Below are 25,586 nucleotides of genomic sequence, written 5' to 3'. Positions count from 1 at the left end.
GAACTCCTAATGTAGATGCAGCCCTATCCTTGGGAACGGCACCATTGTGCAGGATCGCTCGGGCGACCCTGCTGACGAATAGCGAAGTACAGCGCCGGCGTGTCCTGGCCACCACTGTTACCGACAGTGGAGATGGATTCACCGGCTTTTACAACGTCACCTGCCGACTTGAGTAAAGTCTGATTGTGGCCGTAAAGGCTCAAATAGCCATTACCGTGGTCAAGAATCACCAACAAACCGGCGCCGCGCAGCCAATCGGCAAACACCACGCGCCCACCGTGGACGGCGTGCACCTGGCTGCCGGCGGAGGCGCTGATCATCACGCCATCCCACTTCGCGCGGGTGTCATCGCCGCGGGTTTCCCCAAAGCGTGCCAGTAATCGACCATCAACGGGCCATGGAAGTTTGCCGCGAGCTGAAGCAAAAGGGCCGCCGAAGTTCTCACCGGCGCTGGAAACCAGCGGGCCAGGGGCTGCATGTGCCGGTTTACGCGGGGCCGGAGCGTCCGAGCTGGCAGCCAGCTCAGCTTCACGCTGACGCTTTTTTTCGGCTTCCTGCTGGGCGATCAGCGCTTTCTGCCGCGCTTCTTCGGCCTCGCGTGCCTGGCGGGCCAGGGTTTCTTCGATGGTCTTGAGCACTTTGGCCAGGTCGGCCTGGTCCTGCTCGCGGGCCTGCAGCTTGGCGTCACGGGCCTTTACGTCGTCATTGAGTTTGGCCAAGGCCAGTTGGCGTTCCTTGCGGACCTTGTCCAATTCGTTGCGCTGGGTGTCGAGGGCGACTTTCTGGTCTTGCAGCTGGGATTGCTGGTTGCCGATTTCCTGTTCGACGTTGACCAACTGGCGCAGGGTCTCATTGAAGCTTTTCAGTTGCTCCAGGCGGGCCTTGCTCAGGTAGTCGTAGTAGGTCAGGGTGCGCGCGAATTTCTCAGGATTCTGCTGGTTGAGCAGCAGCTTGAGGTATTCCTGGCGGCCGTTCTGGTAGGCAGCACGGGCCTGGATCGCGATCAGGCGTTGCTGTTCAACGCGTGCGCTCTGGAGTTTTTTTTTCTCAGCGTCGAGTCGCTCCAGTTCCGACTCGCTCTTCTTTAATTCTTTTTGCAACTCCTGGACCTGCTTTTCCAGCTTGCCCATCTCGGTTTCCGTGCCGCGCAGGTCTTTCTGCACCCCGGATTTCTCTTCCTGGAGCTTGCCGAGCAGTTTTTTCAGCTCGGTAATGTCCTGACGCGTAGCGTCCAACTGTTGTTGGGTTTGTGCGCGCTCATCGGCAAACGCCGGTTGGAGCAGGCAGACAAGAGCAAGGTTAATCAAGGCGCGAAGCATAGAGGCGGGCGACACCAGGGAAATGGACGGCCTAGTATGCCCGCCAAGCGCAGCAAAAAAAACGCCTCAAAGCCAACTGCTTTGAGGCGTTCGTCATAAAAAGCCGTTTAGGGCGATTTAATCGGTTGGTTTAGAGGTTTAAACCAATATCGAAGTCCCCGTCATCTCCACCGGTTTCTCCAGCCCCATCAGTTTCAGCATGGTCGGCGCCACATCCGCCAGCACGCCGCCATCACGCACCTTGAAATCACGCTTGCCGACATAGATGAACGGTACCGGTTCGGTAGTGTGAGCGGTGTGAGCCTGGCCGGTGGATTCGTCGGACATCTGCTCGCAGTTGCCGTGGTCTGCAGTGATCAGTGCTTCGCCGCCGACCTTTTCCAGGGCATCGACGATGCGGCCGACGCACAGGTCCAGGCATTCCACGGCCTTGGTTGCGGCTTCCAGGTTGCCGCTGTGGCCGACCATGTCGCCGTTGGCGTAGTTGACCACGATCACGTCGTAACGCTGGTGTTCGATGGCGTCGACGATCTTGTCGGTGACTTCCGGTGCGCTCATTTCCGGCTGCAGGTCGTAGGTGGCGACCTTTGGCGATGGGATCAGGATGCGTTCTTCGCCCGGGAACGGCTCTTCGCGGCCGCCGGAGAAGAAGAAGGTCACGTGGGCGTATTTTTCGGTTTCGGCAATGCGCAGCTGGGTCTTGCCGTTTTTTGCCAGGTAGTCGCCCAGCACGTTATCCAAGGTGCCTGCTGCAAAGGCGGCGGGGGCCGGGATGCTGGCGGCGTACTGGGTCAGGCCCACGTACTGCACTTTCGGCTGGCGGGCGCGTTCGAACTCCTTGAAACCGTCTTCGACAAACACGCGGCTCAGCTCGCGGGCGCGGTCGGCGCGGAAGTTCATGAACACTACGGCGTCACCGTCTTCTACTTTCACCGGCTCACCAATGGTGGTGGCTTTGACGAATTCATCGCTCTCGCCACGGGCGTAGGCGGCTTCCAGGCCTTCCTGGGCGGTGGCGGCGTGGAATTCGGCCTGGCCGTCGACGATCAGGTTGTAGGCCTGGGCGACGCGGTCCCAGCGGTTGTCGCGGTCCATGGCGAAGTAACGGCCCACCAGGCTGGCGATGCGGCCTTTGCCGAGGGCGGCGAAAGTGGCATCGAGCAGTTCGATGGACGACTGCGCGCTTTTTGGCGGGGTGTCACGGCCGTCGAGGAAGGCGTGCAGGTAGATCTTGTCGGCGCCGCGCTTGAAGGCCAGTTCGGCCATGGCGACCAAGTGATCCTGGTGGCTGTGGACGCCGCCATCGGACAGCAAGCCCATGAAGTGCACGGCCTTGCCAGCGGCTACTGCTTTATCTACCGCGGCGCAGATGGTTGGGTTCTCGAAGAACTCGCCATCGCGGATCGCTTTGGTCACACGGGTGAAGTCTTGATATACCACTCGTCCGGCGCCGAGGTTCATGTGGCCGACTTCCGAGTTGCCCATCTGGCCGTCCGGCAAGCCCACATCCATGCCCGAGCCGGAGATCAGGCCGTTGGGTACGGTGGCGGTCAGGCGGTCGAGTACCGGCTTCTTGGCCGCGTATACCGCGTTGTCGTGGTGGCTTTCACTGTGTCCGAAGCCATCGAGAATTATCAGGACCAAAGGTTTAGGCGTAGTAGTCATAGATCCTCTCGCGGCGGTAATAAAGGAAGACAATTGAAAAGGGAGTGGCAGTTTAAAGCGAAGTTCCGACCACGTCACCGCTTTACGGGGGTTGGCCCCCCCTGACGGCTGTGTATACTTACCGCCATTTTAACGCCCTGGAACCTCCTTGATGGTTGATCACCTGATTGCATTTGCCACTGCCCACTATCTGCTTGTGGGTGCCTTCGTCATCCTGCTGGCGCTGCTGATCGCTCACGAATTGAGCCGCGGTGGCCGCAGCCTGAGCACGGCGGAGCTGACCGCGCTGGTCAACAAGGACGAGGCCGTTGTCGTGGACATCCGCCCAGCCAAGGATTTCGCCGCCGGCCACATCGTCGGTGCCCTGAACATTCCGCAGGACAAGCTGATCGCGCGCCTGGCCGAGCTGGAAAAGCACAAGGCCAAGACCATCATCCTGGTCGATGCCCAAGGCCAGCACGCCGGCACCCACGCCCGCGAAATGCTCAAGACCGGTTTCACCGCTGCCAAGCTGTCCGGTGGCATCAGCAGCTGGCGCGCCGATAACCTGCCGCTGGTGAAGTGATATGACCCAGGTTGTCGTGTATTCCAGCGATTGGTGCCCTTACTGCATGCGGGCCAAGGCCCTGCTTGAGAAAAAGGGCGTTGCCTTCGAAGAAATCAAGGTCGACGGCAAACCCCAGGTGCGCGCCGAAATGGCCCAGAAGGCGGGGCGCACGTCCGTGCCGCAGATCTGGATCGGCGCCAAGCACATCGGTGGTTGCGACGACCTGTTCGCCCTTGAGCGCGCCGGTAAACTCGATGCGCTGCTGCTCGTCTGACTCCTAAACCCTAAAAGACCCCAAGATCACAAGGATCTGCGATGACTGACCAACAGAACACCGAAGCTGCAGAAGCCCAAGCGCCACAGTTCTCGCTGCAGCGCATCTACGTGCGTGACCTGTCGTTCGAAGCGCCGAAAAGCCCGGCCATCTTCCGCCAGGAATGGACCCCAAGCGTTGCGTTGGACCTGAACACCCGCCAAAAAGCCCTGGAAGGCGACTTCCACGAAGTGGTGCTGACCCTGTCTGTGACCGTCAAGAACGGCGAAGAAGTGGCCTTCATCGCTGAAGTGCAACAGGCCGGTATCTTCCTGATCCAGGGCCTGGACGAAGCGTCCATGAGCCACACCCTGGGCGCGTTCTGCCCGAACATCCTGTTCCCGTATGCCCGTGAGACCCTGGACAGCCTGGTCACCCGTGGCTCGTTCCCTGCGCTGATGCTGGCTCCGGTGAACTTCGATGCCCTGTACGCCCAAGAGCTGCAGCGCATGCAACAGGAAGGTTCGTCGACGGTTCAATAAGTCGACGTGGTAAAAATGTGGGAGGGGGCTTGCCCCCGATAGCGGCGTATCAGTCACATAGATGTCGACTGGCACTCCGTCATCGGGGGCAAGCCCCCTCCCACATTTGTTATGTGTGTTATTTGAAGCCGAGTTGGCGCCAGCCTTCGTAGACGGCAACGGCCACGGTGTTGGACAGGTTCAGGCTGCGGCAGCCCTCGCGCATCGGCAAACGCAGGCGATGGCCATCGGGCAGGGCGTCAAGCACCTCGGCCGGCAGGCCCCGGCTTTCCGGGCCGAACAGGAAGGCGTCGCCTTCGGCAAAGCTGACATCATGGAACGGCTGCGAGCCCTTGGTGGTGAACGCGAACAGCCGCGGGTGCCCCAGGCTTTCCAGGCAGCTGGCCAGGTCGGCGTGGCGCTTGAGCGTGGCGTACTCGTGGTAGTCCAAACCGGCACGGCGCAGGCGCTTGTCGTCCATGTCGAAGCCCAAAGGCTCGATCAAATGCAGGTGGCAGCCACTGTTGGCGCACAGCCTGATAACGTTGCCGGTATTCGGCGGAATTTCTGGTTGAAAAAGGATGACGTGAAACATGCACGGCTCCGAAGGCAAAGATGCGCTGCATTCTACCCCCGAAGAGGACCCAAGGCCGAAGCTTATGCCGCGGGTCATGGGCTCTTTGGCAATTGTTGGCTTGATGGTGGGCCTGATGATCGGCCGACTGACCACCCCGGACCCGGTCGAATTGCAACTGGTCGAGACCGCGGCGGACGGCGTGGTGGTGTGGTTCAACAGCGAACCCAAGCTGCACGGCGAGCATATCGACGGCACCGTGGCGCTGCTGTTCGACGCGCAAGGCAAGGCAGCCAGTGGGCAACTCAAGGTCAATGAAAAGGATGTGAACTGGCGCGTGCGCAAGACCGACGGCGGCCTGTTGTTAAACCTGGTGGCGGCTCGGCCGTTGCGTGGGGAATGGAAAGGAGAGGAGGCTGACGGCCGCTGGCGGCTGGAGATCCATCTCCAAGAGCAATAAAAGAGGGAGTTCCCGGCCTGCCTGTACCAGGGCTCCCAAAACGGGGTGAAGCCTTGAGGGCTTCAGTGTTAAAGAGGGAATCCCCGGCCTGCCTGTACCGAGGTTCCCCAAAACGGTGTGGAGCGCGACGCTGTTCGCATCAAGCACCCCGGGTGTAAAGAGGGGATTCTCGGCCTGCCTGTACCAAGGTCCCCGAAACTGGGTAGTGCAAGGGTTGTTGCAGGGCGCGTGCCAGAGTCGCCAAAGTGTGCCAAAAAATTTATACAGAAAGCGCAAAGCCCCGGAATACGGGGTTTTGGTGTTTTCGGTGTTTATCTTTATATCTGTGCGTCTGAGGTTTCGAGCATTGGATCCATGCCCAATGCCGGTTCATGGTGCATTGAAGCAGTGCACAGTCTTTGGCTCAGCACAAAACAAATGTGGGAGCTGGCTTGCCTGCGATGGCGGTGTATCAGCCAACCTTTTCGGTGACTGACGCTCCGCCATCGCGGGCAAGCCCGGCTCCCACATTAGATTTTCAGCGATTCAGAAGTTGGGTTTAGCCCTCATCACCTTCGTCGTCATCACCACCGTCGACCTTCATCCCCAATTCCTTGATCTTGCGGGTCAAGGTATTGCGGCCCCAGCCCAGCAGCACGGCGGCGTCGCGACGGCGGCCAGCGGTGTGCTTGAGGGCGGTTTCGATCATGATCCGCTCGAACGCCGGCACGGCGCTGTCTAGCAGGTTCGACTGACCGCGTGCCAGTGCCTGGTCGGCCCATTGGCGCAAAGCCTGCTCCCAGTTGGTCACAGGGGCGGAGTCCTGCGGCAGGCTCAGCAGCTCCGGCGGCAGGTCGCTGATGTGCACTTCGCGCCCGGACGCCATCACCGTGATCCAGCGGCAGGTGTTCTCCAGTTGGCGCACGTTGCCCGGCCACGGCAGGTTCTTCAGGTATTCCTCGGTCTCGCTTTTCAGCAGTTTCGGCTCGACCGCCAGCTCCTGGGCAGCGCGGCTGAGGAAATGGCGGGCCAGGGTCGGAATGTCTTCGCGACGGTCTGACATCCGTGGAATGTGAATGCGGATTACGTTGAGGCGATGGAACAAGTCCTCACGGAATTTACCCGCGTGGACCAGGGTTTCCAGATTCTGGTGGGTCGCCGCAATGATGCGCACATCCACCTTGACCGGCGTGTGCCCGCCCACGCGATAGAACTCACCGTCCGCCAGCACCCGCAGCAAGCGGGTTTGGGTGTCGGCCGGCATGTCGCCGATTTCATCGAGGAAAAGCGTGCCGCCGTCCGCCTGTTCAAAGCGGCCGCGGCGCAGGTTGGCTGCGCCAGTGAACGCGCCTTTTTCATGGCCGAACAGCTCGGACTCCATCAGGTCCTTGGGAATCGCCGCCATGTTCAGCGCAATGAACGGCGAGGCCGCCCGTGGGCTGTGGCGGTGCAGTGCATGGGCGACCAGTTCTTTACCGGTGCCCGATTCGCCGTTGATCAGCACGGTGATGTTGGAATGGCTCAAGCGCCCGATGGCGCGAAACACTTCCTGCATCGCCGGCGCTTCGCCGATGATTTCCGGGGTACGGGTCAGGGCCGGCGGGGCTTCCTGGTTCTGCTGTTCCTGGGCGTGCTGGTTGGCGCGCTTGACCAGCGCCACCGCCTCGTCCACGTCGAACGGCTTGGGCAGGTATTCAAAGGCACCGCCCTGATAGGACGCGACAGCGCTGTCCAGGTCCGAGTGCGCGGTCATGATGATCACCGGCAGGCGCGGGTGCTGTTCGCGGATGCGCGCCAGCAGGTCCAGGCCACTGGCGCCGGGCATGCGGATGTCGGAGATGATCACGTCGGGCTGCTGGCGCGCCAGGCGGCTCATCACGCCGTCGGCGCTGTCGAAACTCTGGGTGGTCATGCCTTCCTGTTGCAAGGCTTTCTCGAGGACCCAGCGGATAGAACGGTCGTCATCGACGATCCAGACAGTTTCACTACGGCTCATGTCGATGGGGCTCCTTGTTCCAGTGGCAGAAAGATCGAGAAGGTGGTGTGGCCAGGATGGCTCTCACATTCGATCAGGCCCTGATGCTGGCTGATGATGTTCTGGGTAATGGCCAGGCCCAGCCCGGTACCGTCCGGGCGGCCACTGACCATGGGAAAGAAAATGGTTTCCTGGAGTTCCGCAGGAATGCCCGGACCGTTGTCGATGATCTCGACCTTGGTCACCAGGCGATGGCGCACGTGGCCAATGGTGAACTGGCGCAGGGCGCGGGTGCGCAGGCTGATGCGGCCCAGACGCAGCTCGTTCTGGCTGCTGATGGCCTGCATGGCGTTGCGCACGATATTGAGTACCGCCTGGATCATCTGTTCGCGGTCGATCAATACATCGGGAATGCTTGGGTCGTAGTCGCGCACCAAGGTGATGCAGCCTTGGCTTTCCGCCTCGACCAGTTGGCAGACACGCTCCAGCACTTCGTGCACGTTGGTCATCGCCAGCGACGGCAGCTTGTTGGAGCCGAGCATGCGGTCCACCAAGTTACGCAGGCGGTCGGCCTCTTCGATGATGACGTTGGTGTAGTCCTTGAGATTCTCGTCCGGCAGCTCGCGGGCCAGCAATTGGGCCGCGCCACGGATGCCGCCGAGTGGGTTCTTGATCTCATGGGCCAGCCCGCGCACCAGCATCTTGCTGGTCTCCTGCTTGGACAGCTGCGCTTCCTCCTTGGTGATGCGCAGCAGGCGGTCGCGGGGATGCACTTCCAGCAACAGCAGGGTGGCGCCGTTGCTCAGGATCGGGGTCACGGCGTAATCGACGGTCAGCGTCTGGCCCGTAAGCGCCGTGAGCATCGCTTCGCGCTTGGTGAACGGGTGCGCCTGCTCCACCGCCTGGCGCAACGAACTCAAGGCTTCGGCCGACTCGGTGAACAATTCGCTGATGAACTGCCCATGGCTGCGCTGGCCGCTGATGGCCAGGAGCATCTCCGCCGCCGGGTTCATGTACTCAAGACGCAGGTCGTCATTGAGCAGGATGGTCGCGGTGGTCAGGTTGTCGAGAAGCAATCGGTGCAGTGCATCGCTGATGGTCATCAGGACCTCTTTTGGAGCAAGGCGCGGGCTTGAGGCACACGCTGATACAAGGAAAATGCAAAAACCAAACCAAGGCTCCGAAAAGAAGCGTCCAAGCCCTGAAATGGGGGTTTTAGGCGCGAAACTGTGGCGTTCTGCCGGCTCGCTCGGGAAGTTTCGAACCAAAATGGGCTGGGAAGGTGGGTAGGGTGCAGTCTGTCGCACCAATATAGTGCGGTTTTGTGAAGGTTGTTCAGGAAGTAGTAAGCGGACCGTTTTCAAAGCGGGTGAAAACGGTCCGTGGGGGTCAGTGTTGCTCTGACAGCGGCATGCCCGGTGTGCCCGCATAAAACACCAGAAGCTCCACCGGGGTGTCTCCGGTGACGCCGCGATGCTCGGTGCCCACCATCTCGGCCAGGGGTTGGCCTTGCCTCAAGGTGCGCGTAGCCCCACTGCTGCGGGCCTCGACGGTCAACTCACCCGAAACGATATAGGCGGCGTTGGGCATGGGGTGGGTGTGCCATGGCAGTTGCGTGCGCGCAGGGATCTTCAGGCGAATCAGCGTGAGCTGCGGCGGGCCGGAGGGGTAGGCTTTGTAGGGTGTGCCATCCCACGACTCGCTGCGTTCAAGCAAAACCTCTTTCTCGATCTGTGCCGCATCCTTTGCCTGCGTGCCGCAGCCCAGCAACGACAAACCTACCGCAGCAGCAATCAAGCCCTTGAAGGTGTCCATGGTTCCATCCTGTTCATTGAGTGAACGCTCAGGCTATGGCTGTCGGCCCAGGTGACGATGCAGGACGGTTCCTCAAATCAGGTAGGTCGAACGCAGAGCTCGGCCGTGGCACGGATCATCGCCAGTTGACGCAGCGGATCGTTCAGCGGCTCATGCACGGCTTCGGCCAGCCATTGTGTGCACTGTGGATCGGTGCGCTGCGGGGTGAAGTCAGCCAATTGCTGCAGCAGGCGTTTTTGCAATTCGTCCAACTGCGGGCGGATCTGTTTCACTAGGTCCGGGCGCGGATCGTCAGGTGCCTTGCCCTGGAACTGCCAGTCTGACAGATGGGTGTACTGCACCAGTTTGTTCGCCTCGATCTGCGCCGAGAAAAACTGCTCGACGGCGGCAGGCGCCAATTTGTAGCTCGGTGCCTGGGCGACGACGCTGGCGATCACTTCCTGTTCGCGCTTTTTGTCCTCTACCGGCTTGTGGCTGTCCCATTTGCTCAGGGCTACCTGGTCGGCGATCTCCAGGCGTTCGGCGATGCTGTTGAGCAGCGGGGCGAGCGTGGCGGGCGCCGCAGAGGCGTTGGTGCTGATCAATAGCAGGGCAAAGGCGATTCGGAGGTTCAAGGTCGGTTTCCTTGTCGGGCGGTTGGGCGAGGCCTCAATAGTGAAGGTGCCAGGCTTTTATGTCAGGCAAAAAAAAGACCTCCCGAAGGAGGTCTTTTTCGTCACGCCGCTCTCAAGGAAGCAGCGCTACCGGATCAGCAGCTGTAGTACAGCTCGTATTCCAGTGGGTGTACGAAGGTGCGAACCTTGATTTCTTCTTCGCTTTTCAGGCCGATGTAAGCGTCGATGAAGTCGTCGCTGAACACGCCGCCTTTGGTCAGGAACGCACGGCCCTTGTCCAGCTCTTCCAGGGCTTCTTTCAGGCTGCCGCACACTTGTGGGATCTCTTTGGCCTCTTCAGGCGGCAGGTCGTACAAGTTTTTGTCGGCGGCGTCGCCTGGGTGGATCTTGTTCTGGATACCGTCCAGGCCGGCCATTACCAGGGCAGCGAAGGCCAGGTACGGGTTGGCTGCTGGATCCGGGAAGCGGGCTTCGATACGACGAGCGCGAGGGCTGGACACGTAAGGAATACGGATCGAAGCGGAACGGTTGCGCGCCGAGTAGGCCAGCATGACCGGTGCTTCGAAACCTGGGACCAGACGCTTGTAGGAGTTGGTCGACGGGTTGGTGAAGCCGTTCAGGGCCTTACCGTGCTTGATGATACCGCCGATGAAGTACAGGGCAGTGTCGGACAGGCCGGCATAACCTTCGCCAGCGAAGGTGTTCTTGCCATCTTTGGCGATGGACAGGTGAACGTGCATACCCGAACCGTTATCGCCGTACAGTGGCTTAGGCATGAAGGTAGCGGTACGGCCGTAAGCGACTGCAGTGTTGTGTACGCAGTACTTCAGGGTCTGTACTTCGTCAGCCTTGGCAACCAGGGTGTTGAACTTCACACCGATTTCGTTCTGACCGGCAGTGGCCACTTCGTGGTGGTGCACTTCGATGACCAGGCCCATGTCTTCCATGGCGTTGCACATGGAGGTACGGATTTCGTGGTCGTGGTCGAACGGCGGAACTGGGAAGTAGCCACCTTTGATACCTGGACGGTGGCCATGGTTGCCGCCTTCCACGTCTTGGTCGGACATCCAGGAGCCTTGTTCGGAGTAGATCTTGAACATGGAGCCGGAGATGTCGGACTTGAACTTCACTTGGTCGAAGATGAAGAATTCTGGCTCTGGGCCTACGAATACGGTGTCACCGATACCGGTGGACTTCAGGTATTCCTCGGCACGCTTGGCGATCGCACGTGGGTCGCGGTCGTAGCCTTGCATGGTCGAAGGCTCGATCACGTCGCAGACCAGGATCAGGGTCGGCTCTTCGGTGAACGGGTCGAGTACGGCAGTGCTGTCGTCCGGCATCAGGATCATGTCGGAGGCTTCGATGCCTTTCCAGCCAGCGATGGAGGAACCGTCGAACATTTTGCCTTCTTCGAAGAAAGCTTCATCCAGCGCGTCGCGAGCCGGCATGGTCACGTGGTGCTGAGTGCCTTTGGTGTCCGTGAAGCGCAGATCAATCCATTTAACGTCATGATCTTTGATGAGTTGAACCGACTTCGACATAGTGTCCTCCGGGTGGCTTCGGGCTGGGGTAGTGGAGTTAGCCCTTAGAATGTGGGTGATGCCGGCGCGGATAGTCCGCCATGGCAACCTGCCTCACAAGAGAGCAAATTGCATGCCAGTGCGCCAACATGGGTTTTCTGCTCCAAAAACGCCCCTATAAAGGTGCATTGCGACAAACGCCCAAAAATAGCGCACCGCAATGTAGCGCAAAGGCGCATAAATGCACCTCCTTAGTGCGTTGCGCTTGCGATGCATATTAACTGGTTAAACCTTGAGCGATTTCCGCTATAATCCGCGCCCCCCTTTTTCAGCAGGCCCGGCGCGCGCTGTTTCCATGAAATTAATCGTTAAAGTCTTCCCCGAGATCACCATCAAGAGCCGACCGGTACGGACGCGTTTCATCCGTCAGTTGGCCAAGAACATCCGTGCCGTGCTCCGCGATCTGGACCCGGCTGTGGTGGTGAGCGGCGTGTGGGACAACCTCGAGCTGGAAACCCGTGTCACCGAGCCCAAAGCCTTGAAGGACATGACCGAGCGCCTGAGCTGCATGCCGGGCATCGCGCATTTCCTGCAGGTGGATGAGTACCCGCTGGGCGACTTCGACGACATCACCGAGAAGTGCAAACAGCACTACGGCAGTGAGCTTGAAGGCAAGATCTTTTCGGTGCGCTGCAAGCGTGCCGGCAAGCACACTTTCAGCTCCATGGATGTCGAGAAATACGTCGGCAGCAAGCTGCGTCGCGAGTGCGGCGCAGCTGGAATTTCCCTGAAAGCGCCGCAAATTGAAGTGCGCATGGAAATTCGCGACCAACGGTTGTTTGTGATCCACAGCCAGCACAACAGTATCGGCGGCTACCCGTTGGGCGCCCTGGAACAGACCCTGGTCTTGATGTCCGGTGGTTTCGATTCCACGGTTGCCGCTTACCAGATCATGCGCCGTGGCCTGATGAGCCACTTCTGCTTCTTTAACCTGGGTGGACGTGCACACGAATTGGGCGTGATGGAAGTTGCGCACTTTATCTGGAAGAAGTACGGCAGCTCCCAACGCGTGCTATTTGTGAGTGTGCCGTTCGAAGAAGTGCTGGGCGAAATTCTCGGCAAAGTCGATAACGGTCATATGGGCGTGGTATTGAAGCGTATGATGTTGCGCGCCGCGTCGCAGATTGCCGACCGCTTGCAGATCGACGCGCTGGTGACCGGCGAGGCGATCTCCCAGGTGTCCAGCCAGACGCTGCCGAACCTGTCGATCATCGACTGCGTCACCGAGAAGCTGGTGTTGCGCCCACTGATCGCCAGCCACAAGCAGGACATCATCGACCTGGCAGAAGAAATCGGCACCGCCGACTTCGCCAAGCACATGCCTGAGTACTGCGGGGTCATCTCGGTGAACCCCAAGACCCACGCCAAGCGTCATCGCGTGGAGCATGAAGAGAAAGAATTCGACATGGCGATTCTGGAGCGTGCGCTCGAGAATGCCAAACTGGTCCCGATCGATCGCGTGATCGACGAACTGGGCCAGGATGTGAAGATCGAAGAAGTCAGCGAAGCCCTGGCCGGCCAGATCGTCGTCGACATCCGTCACCCGGATGCCGCTGAAGATGAGCCGCTGGAAATTCCTGGCATCGACGTACAAACGCTGCCGTTTTATGCATTGAACGCGCGTTTCAAGGAACTGGATAACAGCCGTCAGTACCTGCTGTATTGCGACAAAGGCGTGATGAGTCGCCTGCATGCCCACCATTTGCTCAGTGAGGGGCATGCCAATGTGCGCGTTTATCGACCGAGCTAAGAGCCCGGGGCTGTTTGCCTGTGGCCTGCGTCACCGGCCCCCCGACTCTGCCGTCAAGCTGTAACGGCAAGGCCTGACTCTACTGTTAATCGCTGCCACGACCTGTCAGCACACCGAATCCTCTGATCGAGATACACAAGTGATCGAAAATCTACGTAACATCGCCATCATTGCTCACGTTGACCATGGTAAAACCACCCTGGTAGACAAACTCCTGCGTCAATCCGGCACCCTGGAGCGCAACGAGCTCAACGACGAGCGCGTGATGGACTCCAACGACCAGGAAAAAGAGCGCGGTATTACCATCCTGGCTAAAAACACCGCTATCAACTGGAACGGCTACCACATCAACATCGTGGATACCCCGGGCCACGCCGACTTCGGCGGCGAAGTAGAACGCGTAATGTCGATGGTTGACTCCGTTCTGCTGCTGGTTGACGCTCAAGACGGCCCTATGCCGCAAACCCGTTTCGTGACCAAGAAGGCTTTCGAAGCCGGCCTGCGTCCGATCGTGTGCATCAACAAGGTTGACCGTCCAGGCGCGCGTCCGGACTGGGTTCTGGACCAGATCTTCGACCTGTTCGACAACCTGGGTGCTACCGAAGAACAGCTGGACTTCAAAGTCGTCTACGCCTCGGCCCTGAACGGCATTGCCGGTCTGGAACACACCGACATGGCTGAAGACATGACCCCGCTGTACCAGTCGATCGTCGACAACGTACCGGCTCCAAAAGTTGACCGTGATGGCCCGTTCCAGATGCAAATCTCGGCACTGGACTACAACAGCTTCCTGGGTGTTATCGGCGTTGGCCGTATCGCTCGTGGTAGCGTCAAGCCGAACACCCCGGTTGTTGCAATCGGCGCCGACGGCAAGAAGCGTAACGGTCGTATCCTGAAGCTGATGGGTCACCACGGTCTGCACCGTATCGACGTTGAAGAAGCTTTCGCCGGCGACATCGTGTGCGTAAGCGGTATGGACTCGCTGTTCATCTCCGACACCCTGTGCCAGCCAGACAACGTCGAGGCGATGAAGCCTCTGACCGTTGACGAGCCAACCGTTTCCATGACCTTCCAGGTAAACGACTCGCCTTTCTGCGGTAAAGAAGGCAAGTTCGTGACTTCCCGTAACATCAAGGAACGTCTGGACAAAGAGCTGCTGTACAACGTTGCACTGCGCGTTGAAGAAGGCGACTCGGCTGACAAGTTCAAGGTATCCGGCCGTGGTGAGCTGCACCTCTCGGTACTGATCGAAACCATGCGTCGCGAAGGCTTCGAAATGGGCGTTGGTCGTCCAGAAGTGATCATCCGTCAGGTTGACGGCGTGAAGCAGGAACCGTTCGAAAACGTCACCATCGACACCCCGGAAGAATCCCAGGGCAAGGTGATGGAAGAGATGGGTCTGCGTAAAGGCGACCTGACCAACATGGTGCCGGATGGCAAAGGCCGTGTGCGTCTGGAATACAACATCCCTGCGCGTGGTCTGATCGGTTTCCGTAACCAGTTCCTGACCCTGACCAACGGTGCTGGCATCCTGACCTCGATCTTCGATCGCTACGACACCATGAAGTCCGGCGACATGTCCGGCCGTCAGAACGGTGTTCTGGTATCGGTAGAAACCGGCAAGGCACTGACCTACTCCCTGGAAACCCTCCAGGCGCGTGGCAAGCTGTTCGTTGAACACGGTCAAGAGATCTACAACGGTCAGATCGTTGGTCTGAACAGCCGTGACAACGACATGGGCGTCAACCCAACCAAAGGCAAGAAGCTCGACAACATGCGTGCTTCGGGCAAAGACGAAACCATCGCTCTGGTCCCACCTGTTCGCTTCACCCTGGAACAGGCCCTGGAATTCATCCAGGACGACGAGCTGTGCGAAGTCACGCCTAAGTCGATCCGCCTGCGTAAGAAGATCCTGGACGAAGGCGAGCGTACCCGCGCTGCCAAGAAAGCCAAGAACTGAGTTAACTCAGGCTGAATGAAAAACGCCCCCGGTCGAAAGACCGGGGGCGTTTTTTTATGCCTGGGATTTTGCGTTTACTGTGCTGGCCTCATCGCGGGCAAGCCCGGCTCCCACATTGGAATGCATTCCAACTGTGGGAGCTGGCTTGCCTGCGATAGGGCCCTCAAGAACCCTGCAAAAATCTGGATCAGAACTTATCGAGCGTCTTGAACTTGGTCTCGCGCACCACTTCCTTCGGCTTGTACGCGCAATACCCTGGCCGCGGCCCGATTTTCGGGTGGTTGCGGCAAGTATCCGGGCGCTTGTCATAAATAGTGCAGAAGCGCGTCTTACGATCCAGGTACAGGCAATCGTTGTTGCTCATGCGCTGCAGGGTAAAAATCTCGGATTTGGAATTGAAGCGCTCGACGATGCCTTCTTTTTGCAGCCGCTTGGCGATGTTCTTCGGCGGGTCGCCGCGCTCGAACTCATCGACGATACCGATGCGGATCAGGTCCTTGATCTTCACTTCGACCGGCAGCGTGCAGCAGCTGGACACGCAACCACCGCACATGTGCGCGGAATATTTCTGCCACGTTTCGAGACGGTCGAGTTCCGCGGCGGCGATCAATTGAGGCTTCATCAGGGTTCCAAAAGGTGGGGCTGTATCCGGGCGCGCGATCATACCGGGATTGGTGATTTTTTGAACAATATTTTGTGGGTTTCGGCCAGAAGGTGCGCGTTTGCCAAAAGCAGGCACGGCCAATGCATCAAAACCCTGCAAAGGTAAATGCGTTAAAAAACTGCCGAACCAGAGCGTCTACCGTCTGTCAGACCGTCTAGGCTCTAGCAACTCCTTCTATCTCGCCCGAGGTCGCAATTGATGTCTCAGGAACCACTTGCACGAGAAGCAGAGGTAGCCGCATTCCGCGATGCCGTCTTGACCAAACTCACCTACGCGGTGGGCAAGGACCCGGATCACGCCTTCGACCACGACTGGTTCGAAGCCATTGCCCTGGCCGCACGCGACCAGATGGTCGATCACTGGATGGACCACACGCGGCGCATCTACCGCAAAGGCCAGAAGCGGGTTTATTACCTTTCCCTGGAGTTCCTCATCGGCCGCTTGCTCTATGACAGCCTGAGCAACCTGGGCGTGCTGGAGATTGCGCGCGAAGCGCTGTCGGAGCTGGGCGTCGACCTGGAGCGCATCCGCCTGCTGGAGCCCGATGCGGCGCTGGGCAACGGTGGTCTGGGCCGCCTGGCGGCGTGCTTTATGGAAAGCATGTCGACGTTGGGCATTGCCGGCCATGGCTATGGCATCCGTTATGAACACGGCCTGTTCCGCCAGGCGATTGTCGATGGTTGGCAGCAGGAGCAGACCGAACACTGGCTGGATTTCGGCAACCCCTGGGAATTCGAACGCCCTGAAGTGGTTTACCCGATCGGCTTCGGTGGCAGTGTTGAAACCCTGGATGACGGCACCGGCAAGATGATTCAGCGGTGGACGCCGAACGAAACTGTGCGCGCCATTGCCTATGACACTCCGGTCGTCGGCTGGCGCGGCGCCAGCGTCAACACCTTGCGCCTGTGGCGTGCTCGCGCAGTGGAAGACTTGCACCTGGAACGTTTCAACGCCGGTGATCACCTGGGCGCCGTCGCCGAAGTAGCACGTGCCGAAAGCATCTCCCGAGTGCTTTACCCGGCCGACAGCACCGAAGCGGGGCAGGAATTGCGCCTGCGCCAGGAATACTTCTTCGTCGCCGCCTCCCTGCAAGACCTGCTGCGTCGCCACAAGAACATGCATGGCTCGGTACTCAGCCTGGGCGAACACGCGGCGATCCAACTCAACGACACCCACCCGTCCATCGCCGTGGCCGAGTTGATGCGTCAGTTGGTCGACCTGCATGACATTCCGTGGGAAGCCGCGTGGGATGTGACGGTCGAAACCCTGTCGTACACCAACCACACGCTGTTGCCCGAGGCATTGGAAACCTGGCCGGTCGGCTTGATGGAACGCATGCTGCCCCGGCACATGCAGATCATCTATCTGATCAACGCCCAGCACATCGATTCGCTGCGCGCCAAAGGTATCCACGACTTTGACGTACTACGCGCCGTGTCGCTGATCGAAGAAGACAACGGCCGCCGCGTGCGCATGGGCAACCTGGCGTTCCTTGGCTCTCACAGCGTCAATGGCGTGTCCGGCCTGCACACCCAGTTGATGCGCAGCACAGTGTTCTCCGAGCTGCACAAGCTGTACCCGGAGCGCATCAATAACAAAACCAACGGTATTACCTTCCGTCGCTGGTTGTACCAGGCCAACCCCAAGCTCACGTCCATGCTGGTGGAAGCGCTCGGCCGGGATATTCTCGACAAGCCCGAAGAGCGGCTGGTGGAGCTTGAGCCGTTTGCCGAAAAACAGACGTTCCGCAAGGCATTCGCCGAGCAGCGTCTGCACAGTAAGCGTGCGCTGGCGGACATCATTCATGAGCGCCTGGGCATTGCAGTCAACCCGGCGGCGATGTTCGACGTGCAGGTCAAGCGCATCCACGAATACAAGCGCCAGTTGCTCAACCTTCTGCACACCGTGGCGCTGTACCAGGCGATCCGCGCCGAGCCGGGCACCGATTGGGTGCCGCGTGTGAAAATCTTCTCGGGCAAGGCGGCGGCCAGTTATCACCAGGCCAAACTGATCATCAAGCTGACCAACGACATCGCCCGCACGGTCAATAACGACCCGACGGTGCGCGGATTGCTCAAGGTGGTGTTTCTGCCCAACTACAACGTGAGCCTGGCGGAAAGCATCATCCCGGCAGCGGACTTGTCGGAGCAAATCTCCACCGCCGGCTTTGAAGCCTCGGGCACCAGCAACATGAAGTTCGGCCTCAATGGCGCGCTGACCATCGGCACCATGGACGGCGCCAACGTCGAGATGCACGAACGCGTCGGTGCCGAGCATATGTTTATCTTTGGCCTCAGTGCGCAGCAGGTGGAAGCGCGCAAACACGCCGGTGAATTCAACGCCGGGGCCGACATTGCAGCGTCCCATCGGTTGAATGATGTGCTGCAAGCGATTCGGGGCGGGGTGTTCTCGCCGGATGATCCGGGCCGGTACGTGGGGCTGATCGATGGGCTGATCGACTACGACCGTTTCCTGGTGTGTGCCGACTTCGATTCGTACTGGGACGCTCAGGCGCGGGTCGAGGCGCATTGGCATGACTCCAAGGCGTGGTGGCGTTCGGCGGTGCTGAATACCTCGCGCATGGGCTGGTTCAGTTCGGACCGGACCATCAGGGAGTACGCGACAGAGATCTGGAAAGCCCTCGACTAAACATCGCTGGCCTGCACATGTGTGCGGGCTTATGTGGGAGCTGGCTTGCCTGCGATAGCATCACCTCGGTGTGACAGATACACCGAGGTGTCTACATCGCGGGCAAGCCCGGTCCCCACATAAGCTTGCTTCCACATGGGGTCTGCGTCGATATACTAGGCGCCAGTTTGCCTGCCTCGGGCTGCTTAGGGATATCGACCATGCAATGGATTTTCATGCTGATTGGCCTGGTGCTCGGCTGGACGCTCGATGAGTCGTTCAGTGACGCGGGCATCGGTGCGCTGTTGGGCTTGGGCATTGGCCAGGCGATTCGCCTGTCAAAGCTGGCGACTCAGGCGGACCAACAGGCGCGTCAGTTGGAAACCACGCAGAAGGCGCTGATTGCGCTGGGTGATCGTCTGCGGCAGATGGAAGTGCCCACGCCGCCGAGCAATATCGACGGCGAAGCCCCAATCCCTGAACCCACACCTGTTGCCAAAGCGCCCGATCTGGTTTGGGAGCTGCCGGCCGAATTGGCGCCGGTTGCCATCGTTGCCGAACCAAGCCAGCCGCTGCCGGCTGATGTATGGGCGCCCGTCCCGATAACAGAACCTAAAGAACCTGCCATCCCCCGTGGCCCCAACTTGATCGAGCGCGCCATTAGTGGCGCGCGCAATTGGTTGTTCGGCGGCAACACCGTGCTGCGTGTCGGCGTGGTGCTGTTGTTCCTCGGTCTGGCGTTCCTGTTGCGCTATGCCACCGAAGGCATGGTGGTGCCGATCGAATTACGTTACGCCGGGGTGGCTGCTGCTGCATTGGGCCTGCTGGGGTTGGGCTGGTGGCTGCGGCTGCGCAACAGCAACTATGGTCTGATGCTGCAAGGCACCGGGATCGCGGTGCTGTACCTCACGGTGTTTGCCGCGATGCGCCTGCACCCGTTGATCGATCCCGGTGCGGCCCTGGGCTTGCTGGTGGCGGTCACGGTGTTTTCGGCGATCCTGGCAATCACCCAGGATGCGCTGGGACTGGCCTGTGCAGCGGCGCTCGGCGGTTTTGCGGCGCCGATCCTCACGTCCACCGGCGCCGGCAACCATGTGGCGCTATTCAGTTACTTTGCCTTGCTCAACGCGGGCATTCTCGCCATCGCCTGGTTCAAGGCCTGGCGCCTGCTCAACCTGATCGGTTTTGTCGGCACCTTTGGGATCGGCTTCGCCTGGGGCATGCGCTCCTACACGCCGGAATTGCTGTGGAGTACCGAACCGTTCCTGATGCTGTTTTTCCTGATGTACCTGGCTATCGGCCTGCTGTTCGCCCGGCGTAAATTGCTGGAGATGCGCGACGCGCCCGAGGATGACAGCCGTGGCGCACTGCTGCGCTGGTCGGCGGCCAAAGGTGATTATGTCGACGGCAGCATGCTGTTCGGCCCGCCGCTGGTGGGTTTCGGCTTGCAGTTTGCGCTGGTGCAGCACCTGGAGTTTGCCGCAGCGTTCAGCGCCTTGGGCCTGGGCATCGTCTACATGGGCCTGGCACGACTGCTGAGCGGTGGGCGCGCCTTGCTGCTGGCGGAAACCTGCCTGGCCTTGGGGGTGATCTTTGCCAGCCTGGCCATCCCCCTGGGCCTCGACGCGCGTTGGACGGCGGCGGCCTGGGCGGTGGAAGGCGCCGGCATTTTCTGGCTCGGCTTGCGTCAGCATCGGCCGTTGGCGCGCGCATTTGGCCTGTTGCTGCAAGTGGGTTCGGCGCTGGCGTTCCTCAGTGAATTGCGTTCCGGTGAGCACACCTTGCTCAGTGGCGCGCCGCTGGGCGCGCTGCTGCTGGGCGCTGCGTTATTGTTCAGCTTTGACCAGTTGCGCAAGGCATCCGAGGAGCAGTCCTCAGACTGGGAGCGCAAAGGCCTCCCGGTGTTGGCGAGCCTTGGCTTGAGCTTTTTGTACCTGCTCGCGCCCTTGTTGCTGGATACCCAAGGCACCGCTGTGAGTTGGGCAATCGCTGGCCTGGTGACGCTGCTTATAGGCCTGCGCATCGGCTCGCGTACCTTCCTGTTCACTGCATTCGCTGTGCAATTGCTGGGTGGCGCGGTGTTCCTGCTGCGATTGCAAGGTGGCGACGGCGCAGCGGTGTTCAATGCCGGTTGGAGCGGTTTGCTCACGGCGTCGTTGATTGGCTTGGCCTTGATCGGCGGCATGTTGTTGGCGGCGCGTGACGACATCGTGCGCAGCGATGTGCGGCTGCTGCGCGGGTTGTCGGTGGTGCTGTTGGCGGGCCTCGTATTGATCAACCTTGCGGTGCTGTTCGTGCTGCCGTGGGAAAGTGCCAGTGGCGTGTGGGCGGCCAGTGGCCTGTTGGTCATCTGGCTGAGCCTGTACCTGCAACAGCGGGTCAGTTTTGTGTTCGGCTTGCTGCTGCAATTGGTGGGGGGCGGTTCTTTCCTGCTGGCGGTACCGGAGTTGCTCGGGCCACTGACCAGCGAGGGGCTGCGTCCGTTGGCCCACAGCGGTTTCTGGACGCCGATGGTGCTGGGCCTGGCTGCGCTGGTCGGCGCCTGGCGCTTGCAGCGCGAACCCCATGCGCCGGTGTTTGCCGTGTTGAAGCTGCAACGCCTTTGCGACTTGCTGTTGGTCTGGGGCGCGGCTTGGTGGACGTTGGCGCTGATCGGCGAAGTGTTGCGGTTTATTCCACAGGAATTGCAGGGGGCATTCCTGCTGGGGTGCGCGGCAATCAGCGTCGCGATCTGGATGCTGCTGGCTGCGCGCCTGAAGTGGGTGTCGCTGGGGGTGTTGTCCACCCTGCTGATGCCAGCGGTGGGCTTGGTGTTGCTGGTGTACGGGCATACTTATTACCACCCCGCGGCGGAGTACGGCTGGCTGGCGTGGTCGGCGGTATTTGTGGTGCATTTCATCTCGCTGCGACGCCTGGCGGTGATTGTGCCCGCCAAGGCGTTGAGCGTGGCCCACGTACTCGGCTGCTGGATGCTGATCGGCATATTGGCGCTGGAGTTGCGCTACGGTCTTCTGAGGTTTACTGCCGAGTACAACGCCTGGCGCTGGCTGGGCTGGGCGATCCTGCCAAGTCTCTATCTCGTGCTGGCCGCTTCGCCACGTCGTTGGCCATGGCCGGTGGCGGCGTATCCAAGGGAATATCGGGTGTTGGCGGCCGTGCCATTGGCGGTGCTGATGCTTGGCTGGTTCTGGCTGGCGAACAGCTTCAGCGACGGCACGGCCAAACCGCTGCCCTATGTGCCGCTGGTCAACCCGCTGGACCTGGGCCTGCTCTTTGCGCTGCTGGGTGTGTATTGGTGCGCGCGAAGTGTCGCGCCGCTACGGGGGCCGCGTACCGAGCTTGTCGCCCAAGGTGTCGTGGGTGTTTCGCTGTTTGCCTTCTTCACTGCGCTGGTGATGCGCACTGCCCACCATTGGGGCGGCGTGCCGTTTCAACTGGATGCGTTGCTCGAATCCATGCTGGTACAGGCCGGCCTGTCGATTGTCTGGACCCTGATCGCTCTCGGCCTGATGATCGGCGGCCACCTGCGCCATCGCCGCGAGGTGTGGCTGATCGGTGCAGTGTTGATTGCGGTGGTGGTCGCCAAGTTGTTCTTTGTCGAACTGAGCAACCGCGGCGGTCTGGCGCGGATCGTGTCGTTTATAGGTGTGGGTGGGCTGTTGCTGGTGGTGGGTTACTTCGCACCGCTGCCACCCAAGCGCGCCGAACCGGTGTCGGACACTGAAGGAGCATCCTCTTGATCGGTAAGTTGAGCGTGGCCGTGCTGGGCCTGTGTACGACCTTGTCTGTGTGGGCGCAGGAAACGCCGGCCGACTTCACCTCCCACGTGCCGCTGAACGTCAGCGGCAGCGGCCCTTGGTACCGCCTGGAACTGCCGCTGGCGGTTCAATTGAACGCGCGCCAGGCCGATCTTGGCGATGTGCGCGTGTTCAACGCCGCCGGCGAGCCGCAGGCCTATGCGTTATCGCGTCAGGCCTCGCAGCGCAGCGAAAGTCGCAACGTTACGGCGGTGAAGTGGTTCCCGCTGTACGCCGCCGATACCCAGCAAGCCCTGCCAGACGTGGTAATGAAGGCCACCACTTCCGGCACCCTGGTGGAAATCAAACCGTCCACAGCCCCCAAGCCCGGCAAGCAAGTGCTGCGGGGCTGGGTATTGGACGCCAGTGCAATCAAGGCGCCCCTGCAGCAATTGAGCCTGGACTGGAGTCGCGAGCAGGAGGGCTTCCAGCGTTTCAGTATTGAAGCCAGTGATGATTTGCAGCACTGGAAAGCCTGGGGCGATGGGCAAGTGGCGCGCTTGTCATTTGCCGATGACCGGGTCGAGCAGCATGACGTGAACTTGCCGGGGCAATCGGCGCGTTATTTGCGGCTGGTGTGGCAAGGCCAGGCGGCGCCGTTGTTGACGTCGGCCAAGCTGGAGAGCGCCACCAGCAGCACCTTGCCGATGCCGTTGGTGTGGTCGCAGGCCTTTCCAGGGGAGCGGCTCAAGGCGGGAGAGTACAGTTGGCAATTGCCGACGGGGCTGAATGTCGAGCGCTTGCGGGTCGAGTTGAAGCAGCCCAATACGCTGGCGCCGGTGACGTTGTCGGGTCGAAGTGACGCCAAGCAGACCTGGCAGCCGTTGAGCAATGGCCTGCTGTACCGCCTGACCCAGAACGGCAAGGACGTGGTGCAGGATGAATTGCAGTTGCCGGGCCAGACGGTTGCCCAGTTGAAGTTGCAAGTGGACGAGCGGGGCGGTGGACTGGGCGTTGAAGCCCCCGCCTTACGCGTGGCCGTGCGTGCCACGCAACTGGTGTTCCTGGCGCGGGGTGAGCCGCCCTTCAGCCTGGCGCTGGGGAACGCATCCGTGAAAACCGCGAGCTTGCCACTCTCGACGCTGATTCCCGATTACAGTCCCGAGCGTTTGAAGGCGCTGGGCCAGGCTACCTTGGTGGGAGAAATCGCGGTCAAACCGCCTGCGATTGCCGCCTTGCCCGAAGACGGCACCGACTGGAAGAAACTCGGCCTGTGGGCCGTGTTGCTGCTCGGCGTAGCGGCACTGGGTGCCATGGCCTACAGTCTGCTGCGCAAGCCGCCGGTGGCACGTTGAATAAAGTCCATGAACTCTATTGGGTTTAAATCCTCTGATAGGAGGAAATACGCCCCGACTCGCGTTAAACTGCGCGGGTTTTCAAGCCCCCCATTTTCCGGAGCCTTACATGTCCCGCGTTACCTTGAGTCGCTATTTGATTGAGCAGACCCGCAGCAACAACACGCCTGCCGATCTGCGCTTCCTTATCGAAGTGGTGGCGCGTGCTTGCAAGGAAATCAGCCACGCCGTGTCCAAAGGCGCACTGGGTGGTGTCCTGGGCAGCATGGGCACTGAAAACGTGCAGGGCGAAGTGCAGAAGAAACTCGACGTGATCTCCAACGAGATTCTGCTCGAAGCCAACGAATGGGGCGGTCACCTGGCCGGCATGGCGTCCGAAGAAATGGACAATGCCTACCAGATCCCCGGTAAATACCCGAAAGGCGCCTACCTGCTGGTGTTCGACCCACTGGACGGTTCGTCCAACATCGACATCAACGCCCCGGTCGGCACCATCTTCTCGGTACTGCGTTGCCCGAACGAATACCTGAGCCAGAACGAAGCCCTGAACGAAAAGGCCTTCCTGCAGCCGGGCACCGAGCAGGTTGCTGCCGGTTACGCCATCTACGGCCCACAGACCATGCTGGTGCTGACCCTGGGCGACGGCGTCAAAGGCTTCACCCTGGATCGCGAGATGGGCAGCTTCGTACTGACCCACGAAGACATCACCATTCCTGCGTCCACCCAGGAATTTGCGATCAACATGTCCAACCAGCGTCACTGGGAAGAACCTGTGACCCGCTACGTGGGCGAGTTGATGGCCGGCGAAGAAGGCCCGTTGAAGAAAAACTTCAACATGCGCTGGGTGGCCGCAATGGTTGCCGACGTGCACCGTATCCTGACCCGTGGTGGCCTGTTCATGTACCCACGCGACAGCCGCGAGCCGTCCAAGCCAGGCAAACTGCGCCTGATGTACGAAGCCAACCCGATGTCCTTCCTGGTTGAGCAAGCGGGCGGCGCGTCCACCGACGGCCACCAGCGTATCCTCGACATCCAGCCTGAAGGCCTGCACCAGCGTGTGGCGGTGTTCCTGGGTTCGAAGGAAGAAGTTGAGCGTGTGACGGCGTATCACAAGAAGTAAGTTGATGCGATAAGTGAGCGGCGTTGTTGTGAGCCGGTTCACCCTTGAAGAAGCCCCGAAACGTTTCAGCGTTTTCGGGGCTTTTTTGTTTTCGCTCATCGGGAACCAGACACCTCTTTTCCCTTCTAAGCTTCTGGCAGATACCCACGCTGCTTAGTCCCTCCAGGAGTTTTTCCATGTCGTTACGCCGTCTCGCTTTGCTGGCTTTTTGCGTGTTGTTGGGCGCTTGCAGCAAGGTCAATCAAGAAAACTACGCGAAGTTGTCGGCTGGCATGGCCAAGGCTGAAGTGGAGTCGTTGCTGGGTAAGCCGACCGATTGTTCCGGCGCGCTGGGTATGTCCAGTTGCACCTGGGGCGATAAAACCAGCTTTATCAGCGTTCAATATGCCGGTGACAAAGTTCTGATGTTTTCCGGGCAAGGCCTGAAGTAAACCGGGGCGAGAGCCTGCGGGAGAAGAAGAATGATGCGTTTTGTTTTGTTCCTTTGTGCCAGCCTGTTTTTGGCGGGCTGCGCCAGCCATTCTGGCGATGATCTGCAACCCAAGACAGCGAGCAACGTCAACCTCAAGCGTTACCAGGGCACCTGGTATGAGTTGGCCCGATTGCCGATGTACTTCCAGCGCAACTGCGCGCAGTCCGAAGCCCGCTACACCCTGTTGCCCGATGGCGACATGTCGGTGTTCAACCGCTGCCTGACGACCGAATGGAAGTGGGAAGAAGCCAAGGGCACCGCCACCCCGCAAGTGCCGGGCAAAACCGACAAGCTCTGGGTGGAATTCAATAACTGGTTCACCGCGCTGTTGCCGGGCGTCGCCAAGGGCGATTACTGGGTGTTGTATGTCAGCGATGACTACAAGACCGCGATTGTGGGCAGCCCGAGCCGGCGTTATATGTGGATCCTGTCGCGCACACCGACGGTCAGTGCGGACACCCGCGAAGACCTGTTGAGCAGGGCGCGGCAGCAGGGGTATGACACCACGCGATTGATCTGGCGTACGTCCGACAAGCAGATGGCAAAGACCTCACAATAACCCTGGGCCACCGCCGATCAAAAAATGTGGGAGCTGGCT

At 60.2% G+C, this 25,586-nt stretch carries 21 protein-coding genes; 12 read left to right on the top strand and 9 right to left on the bottom strand.

Annotated elements, in window-relative coordinates; genetic code table 11:
• Nucleotides 1-23: 23 nt before the first annotated feature.
• Both EJ576_RS05275 and gpmI read right to left on the bottom strand, forming a co-directional pair.
• Complete coding sequence (locus EJ576_RS05275) at nt 24-1,319, bottom strand: murein hydrolase activator EnvC (RefSeq protein ID WP_126569694.1); 1,296 nt, start codon at nt 1,317-1,319, stop codon at nt 24-26.
• A gap of 138 nt (nt 1,320-1,457) precedes the next feature.
• Complete coding sequence (gpmI, locus tag EJ576_RS05270; protein WP_122730400.1) at nt 1,458-2,984, bottom strand: 2,3-bisphosphoglycerate-independent phosphoglycerate mutase; 1,527 nt, start codon at nt 2,982-2,984, stop codon at nt 1,458-1,460.
• 151 nt (nt 2,985-3,135) lie between these two features.
• Here gpmI and EJ576_RS05265 point away from each other — a divergent pair, with 151 nt between their 5' ends.
• Genes EJ576_RS05265 through secB form a run of 3 tightly spaced genes read left to right on the top strand, consistent with a single transcriptional unit; the run spans nt 3,136 to nt 4,326 of the window.
• The gene (locus tag EJ576_RS05265) at nt 3,136-3,549 is read left to right on the top strand and encodes a rhodanese-like domain-containing protein (RefSeq protein WP_034108758.1); all 414 of its coding nucleotides are present in this window, start codon (nt 3,136-3,138) and stop codon (nt 3,547-3,549) included.
• Nucleotide 3,550: 1 nt separating this feature from the next.
• Nucleotides 3,551-3,805, top strand: a complete 255-nt coding sequence (gene grxC / locus EJ576_RS05260; protein WP_016979125.1) for a glutaredoxin 3 — start codon at nt 3,551-3,553, stop codon at nt 3,803-3,805.
• Between the two features lie 41 nt (nt 3,806-3,846).
• Nucleotides 3,847-4,326 carry a protein-export chaperone SecB gene (gene secB, locus EJ576_RS05255; RefSeq protein WP_010213875.1) on the top strand — a complete coding sequence of 160 codons (480 nt, stop codon included), beginning with the start codon at nt 3,847-3,849 and terminating at the stop codon, nt 4,324-4,326.
• A gap of 118 nt (nt 4,327-4,444) precedes the next feature.
• Here the strand turns inward: secB and EJ576_RS05250 are convergent, their stop codons facing one another.
• A complete protein-coding gene (locus tag EJ576_RS05250; RefSeq protein ID WP_010213874.1) occupies nt 4,445-4,900 on the bottom strand; it encodes a tRNA (cytidine(34)-2'-O)-methyltransferase in 456 nt (151 codons plus the stop codon).
• Between EJ576_RS05250 and EJ576_RS05245 the strand changes: the two genes are divergently transcribed.
• On the top strand, nt 4,899-5,339 hold the full coding sequence (locus tag EJ576_RS05245; RefSeq protein ID WP_126569693.1) for a hypothetical protein: 441 nt from the start codon (nt 4,899-4,901) through the stop codon (nt 5,337-5,339). The two genes, EJ576_RS05250 and EJ576_RS05245, sit on opposite strands and share 2 nt — an antisense overlap.
• 538 nt (nt 5,340-5,877) lie before the next feature.
• Here EJ576_RS05245 and ntrC read toward each other — a convergent pair.
• The 5 genes from ntrC to glnA form a co-directional block, all read right to left on the bottom strand.
• A complete protein-coding gene (gene ntrC, locus EJ576_RS05235; protein ID WP_003218003.1) occupies nt 5,878-7,314 on the bottom strand; it encodes a nitrogen regulation protein NR(I) in 1,437 nt (478 codons plus the stop codon).
• The gene (gene glnL / locus EJ576_RS05230; protein ID WP_016979130.1) at nt 7,311-8,396 is read right to left on the bottom strand and encodes a nitrogen regulation protein NR(II); all 1,086 of its coding nucleotides are present in this window, start codon (nt 8,394-8,396) and stop codon (nt 7,311-7,313) included. Before glnL ends, ntrC begins: the two co-directional genes overlap by 4 nt.
• 286 nt (nt 8,397-8,682) lie before the next feature.
• A complete protein-coding gene (locus tag EJ576_RS05225; protein ID WP_126569692.1) occupies nt 8,683-9,108 on the bottom strand; it encodes a cupin domain-containing protein in 426 nt (141 codons plus the stop codon).
• Nucleotides 9,109-9,185: 77 nt separating this feature from the next.
• Nucleotides 9,186-9,722 (bottom strand): chorismate mutase, encoded by a 537-nt coding sequence (locus EJ576_RS05220; RefSeq protein WP_126569691.1) that lies wholly within the window; start codon nt 9,720-9,722, stop codon nt 9,186-9,188.
• Between the two features lie 134 nt (nt 9,723-9,856).
• The gene (gene glnA, locus EJ576_RS05215; RefSeq protein ID WP_016979133.1) at nt 9,857-11,263 is read right to left on the bottom strand and encodes a type I glutamate--ammonia ligase; all 1,407 of its coding nucleotides are present in this window, start codon (nt 11,261-11,263) and stop codon (nt 9,857-9,859) included.
• A 334-nt stretch (nt 11,264-11,597) separates the two neighbouring features.
• Here glnA and thiI point away from each other — a divergent pair, with 334 nt between their 5' ends.
• Both thiI and typA read left to right on the top strand, forming a co-directional pair.
• Complete coding sequence (thiI, locus tag EJ576_RS05205) at nt 11,598-13,052, top strand: tRNA uracil 4-sulfurtransferase ThiI (RefSeq protein WP_126569689.1); 1,455 nt, start codon at nt 11,598-11,600, stop codon at nt 13,050-13,052.
• Nucleotides 13,053-13,191: 139 nt separating this feature from the next.
• Entirely contained in the window at nt 13,192-15,012 is a 1,821-nt protein-coding gene (gene typA / locus EJ576_RS05200) for a translational GTPase TypA (protein WP_032890153.1), read from the top strand.
• Between the two features lie 187 nt (nt 15,013-15,199).
• Here the strand turns inward: typA and EJ576_RS05195 are convergent, their stop codons facing one another.
• Complete coding sequence (locus EJ576_RS05195) at nt 15,200-15,634, bottom strand: YkgJ family cysteine cluster protein (protein ID WP_017529542.1); 435 nt, start codon at nt 15,632-15,634, stop codon at nt 15,200-15,202.
• 240 nt (nt 15,635-15,874) lie between these two features.
• Here EJ576_RS05195 and EJ576_RS05190 point away from each other — a divergent pair, with 240 nt between their 5' ends.
• The 6 genes from EJ576_RS05190 (at nt 15,875) to EJ576_RS05165 (ending at nt 25,547) form a co-directional block, all read left to right on the top strand.
• Complete coding sequence (locus tag EJ576_RS05190; protein ID WP_126569688.1) at nt 15,875-18,325, top strand: glycogen/starch/alpha-glucan phosphorylase; 2,451 nt, start codon at nt 15,875-15,877, stop codon at nt 18,323-18,325.
• Between the two features lie 200 nt (nt 18,326-18,525).
• A complete protein-coding gene (locus EJ576_RS05185; RefSeq protein ID WP_126569687.1) occupies nt 18,526-22,044 on the top strand; it encodes a DUF2339 domain-containing protein in 3,519 nt (1,172 codons plus the stop codon).
• Entirely contained in the window at nt 22,044-23,396 is a 1,353-nt protein-coding gene (locus EJ576_RS05180; protein WP_122730740.1) for a DUF3999 domain-containing protein, read from the top strand. The genes EJ576_RS05185 and EJ576_RS05180 overlap by 1 nt, the downstream gene beginning before the upstream one ends.
• A gap of 109 nt (nt 23,397-23,505) precedes the next feature.
• Nucleotides 23,506-24,516: a class 1 fructose-bisphosphatase gene (locus tag EJ576_RS05175; RefSeq protein ID WP_003237460.1), complete on the top strand. Its 1,011-nt coding sequence runs from the start codon at nt 23,506-23,508 to the stop codon at nt 24,514-24,516.
• Nucleotides 24,517-24,692: 176 nt separating this feature from the next.
• On the top strand, nt 24,693-24,947 hold the full coding sequence (locus tag EJ576_RS05170; protein ID WP_010213853.1) for a hypothetical protein: 255 nt from the start codon (nt 24,693-24,695) through the stop codon (nt 24,945-24,947).
• Between the two features lie 30 nt (nt 24,948-24,977).
• Nucleotides 24,978-25,547 carry a lipocalin family protein gene (locus EJ576_RS05165; protein WP_028615380.1) on the top strand — a complete coding sequence of 190 codons (570 nt, stop codon included), beginning with the start codon at nt 24,978-24,980 and terminating at the stop codon, nt 25,545-25,547.
• The last annotated feature ends 39 nt before the right edge of the window (nt 25,548-25,586 follow it).

This window comes from Pseudomonas sp. C 49-2 (genome assembly GCF_003970195.1).
Taxonomy (GTDB): domain Bacteria; phylum Pseudomonadota; class Gammaproteobacteria; order Pseudomonadales; family Pseudomonadaceae; genus Aquipseudomonas; species Aquipseudomonas canadensis.
The sequence above is the reverse complement of the archived record's forward strand: the minus strand, read 5'-3'. Positions and strand labels throughout refer to the sequence as shown.

What these genes read in the sequence shown, in the direction of transcription:
- gpmI (WP_122730400.1), bottom strand. Translation starts at nt 2,984, where the DNA reads ATGACTACTACGCCTAAACCTTTGGTCCTGATAATTCTCGATGGCTTC.
- grxC (WP_016979125.1), top strand. Translation starts at nt 3,551, where the DNA reads ATGACCCAGGTTGTCGTGTATTCCAGCGATTGGTGCCCTTACTGCATG.
- thiI (WP_126569689.1), top strand. Translation starts at nt 11,598, where the DNA reads ATGAAATTAATCGTTAAAGTCTTCCCCGAGATCACCATCAAGAGCCGA.
- EJ576_RS05190 (WP_126569688.1), top strand. Translation starts at nt 15,875, where the DNA reads ATGTCTCAGGAACCACTTGCACGAGAAGCAGAGGTAGCCGCATTCCGC.
- secB (WP_010213875.1), top strand. Translation starts at nt 3,847, where the DNA reads ATGACTGACCAACAGAACACCGAAGCTGCAGAAGCCCAAGCGCCACAG.
- EJ576_RS05275 (WP_126569694.1), bottom strand. Translation starts at nt 1,319, where the DNA reads ATGCTTCGCGCCTTGATTAACCTTGCTCTTGTCTGCCTGCTCCAACCG.
- EJ576_RS05245 (WP_126569693.1), top strand. Translation starts at nt 4,899, where the DNA reads ATGCACGGCTCCGAAGGCAAAGATGCGCTGCATTCTACCCCCGAAGAG.
- EJ576_RS05165 (WP_028615380.1), top strand. Translation starts at nt 24,978, where the DNA reads ATGATGCGTTTTGTTTTGTTCCTTTGTGCCAGCCTGTTTTTGGCGGGC.
- glnL (WP_016979130.1), bottom strand. Translation starts at nt 8,396, where the DNA reads ATGACCATCAGCGATGCACTGCACCGATTGCTTCTCGACAACCTGACC.
- glnA (WP_016979133.1), bottom strand. Translation starts at nt 11,263, where the DNA reads ATGTCGAAGTCGGTTCAACTCATCAAAGATCATGACGTTAAATGGATT.
- ntrC (WP_003218003.1), bottom strand. Translation starts at nt 7,314, where the DNA reads ATGAGCCGTAGTGAAACTGTCTGGATCGTCGATGACGACCGTTCTATC.
- EJ576_RS05265 (WP_034108758.1), top strand. Translation starts at nt 3,136, where the DNA reads ATGGTTGATCACCTGATTGCATTTGCCACTGCCCACTATCTGCTTGTG.
- EJ576_RS05170 (WP_010213853.1), top strand. Translation starts at nt 24,693, where the DNA reads ATGTCGTTACGCCGTCTCGCTTTGCTGGCTTTTTGCGTGTTGTTGGGC.
- EJ576_RS05225 (WP_126569692.1), bottom strand. Translation starts at nt 9,108, where the DNA reads ATGGACACCTTCAAGGGCTTGATTGCTGCTGCGGTAGGTTTGTCGTTG.
- EJ576_RS05195 (WP_017529542.1), bottom strand. Translation starts at nt 15,634, where the DNA reads ATGAAGCCTCAATTGATCGCCGCCGCGGAACTCGACCGTCTCGAAACG.
- EJ576_RS05250 (WP_010213874.1), bottom strand. Translation starts at nt 4,900, where the DNA reads ATGTTTCACGTCATCCTTTTTCAACCAGAAATTCCGCCGAATACCGGC.
- EJ576_RS05185 (WP_126569687.1), top strand. Translation starts at nt 18,526, where the DNA reads ATGCAATGGATTTTCATGCTGATTGGCCTGGTGCTCGGCTGGACGCTC.
- EJ576_RS05175 (WP_003237460.1), top strand. Translation starts at nt 23,506, where the DNA reads ATGTCCCGCGTTACCTTGAGTCGCTATTTGATTGAGCAGACCCGCAGC.